Here is a 1,283-nt window from a genome sequence, read left to right on the forward strand (position 1 = left end):
GGCGGCCGGTTCATCCACCCCGTAGGTGTCAACCTATGGCAGGACGGGTCACCGCAACGCCGGGCATGGCCCGGCGCTACCGTATGCCGGTCAGTTCCAGCTCAGCACGACCTTGCCGGCCTTGCCTTCTTCCATCAGGTCGAAGCCCTTCTGGAAATCGTCGATCGGCAGCTGGTGGGTCATCACCTTGCCCAGCGGGAAGCCGGACAGCACCAGCTGGGTCATCTTGTACCAGGTCTCGTACATCTTGCGGCCGTAGATGCCCTGCACGGTCAGGCCCTTGAAGATGATCTTGTCCCAGTCGCAGCCGGCGCCCTTGGGCATGATGCCGAGCATGGCGATCTTGCCGCCGTGGTACATGCAGTCGAGCATGTCGTTGAAGGCGCGCGGGTTGCCGCTCATTTCCAGGCCCACGTCGAAGCCCTCCATGTGCAGTTCCTTCATCACGTCCTTCAGCGACTGGTTGGCGACGTTGACCACGCGGGTGGCACCCATGTCGGCGGCCAGCTTCAGGCGGAAGTCGTTGACGTCGGTGACCACCACGTTGCGCGCACCGATGTGCTTGCAGATGCCGGCGGCGATGATGCCGATCGGGCCTGCGCCGGTGATCAGCACGTCCTCGCCGATGACGTCGAATTCCAGCGCGCAGTGCGCGGCATTGCCGTAAGGGTCGAAGAAGGCGGCCAGCTCGGACGGGATCTGGTCGGGGATCGGCCACAGGTTGCTGGCCGGCATCACCATGTATTCGGCGAAGGCGCCGTTGACGTTGACGCCGATGCCGACGGTGTTCGGGCACAGGTGCGGACGGCCGCCGCGGCAGTTGCGGCAGTGGCCGCAGACGATGTGGCCTTCGGCCGAGACGCGCTGGCCGATTTCATAGCCCGTGACGGCCGAGCCGAGTCCGGCGACGCGGCCGACGAACTCATGGCCGATGGTCAGGCCCGGCTTGATGGTGCGCTGGCTCCACTCGTCCCACAGGTAGATGTGCAGGTCGGTGCCGCAGATGGCGGTCTTTTCCAGCTTGATCAGGACCTCGTTCGGACCCGGGGTCGGCACCGGAACCTCTTCGAGCCAGATGCCCTTGGCTGCTTCGCGCTTGACCAGGGCCTTCATCGTTTGCTGCGCCATCGGGTGGAACTCATCAGGGGGAAAACGCGGATTATAGAGGGCCGCGCGGAATTCCCATGTTGCGCTGCGGGTGCTTTGGCGCTCCCGGTAGCGCCGGGCCATGCCCGGCGGAGGGCAGTGGGTCGGCCCATGACTTCCGGGGATCGGGGCGGGGC

Annotated in this window: 1 protein-coding gene; it reads right to left on the reverse strand. The window is 65.5% G+C overall.

All coding sequences use genetic code 11. The features are described 5' to 3' along the window. Nucleotides 1-90: 90 nt before the first annotated feature. Entirely contained in the window at nucleotides 91-1,113 is a 1,023-nt protein-coding gene (gene tdh, locus IAE56_RS20880; protein WP_116863820.1) for an L-threonine 3-dehydrogenase, read from the reverse strand. Nucleotides 1,114-1,283: the final 170 nt, after the last annotated feature.

This window comes from Stenotrophomonas sp. S41, assembly GCF_016624625.1.
Taxonomy (GTDB): Bacteria; Pseudomonadota; Gammaproteobacteria; order Xanthomonadales; family Xanthomonadaceae; genus Stenotrophomonas.

What these genes read in the sequence shown, in the direction of transcription:
- tdh (WP_116863820.1), bottom strand. Translation starts at nt 1,113, where the DNA reads ATGAAGGCCCTGGTCAAGCGCGAAGCAGCCAAGGGCATCTGGCTCGAA.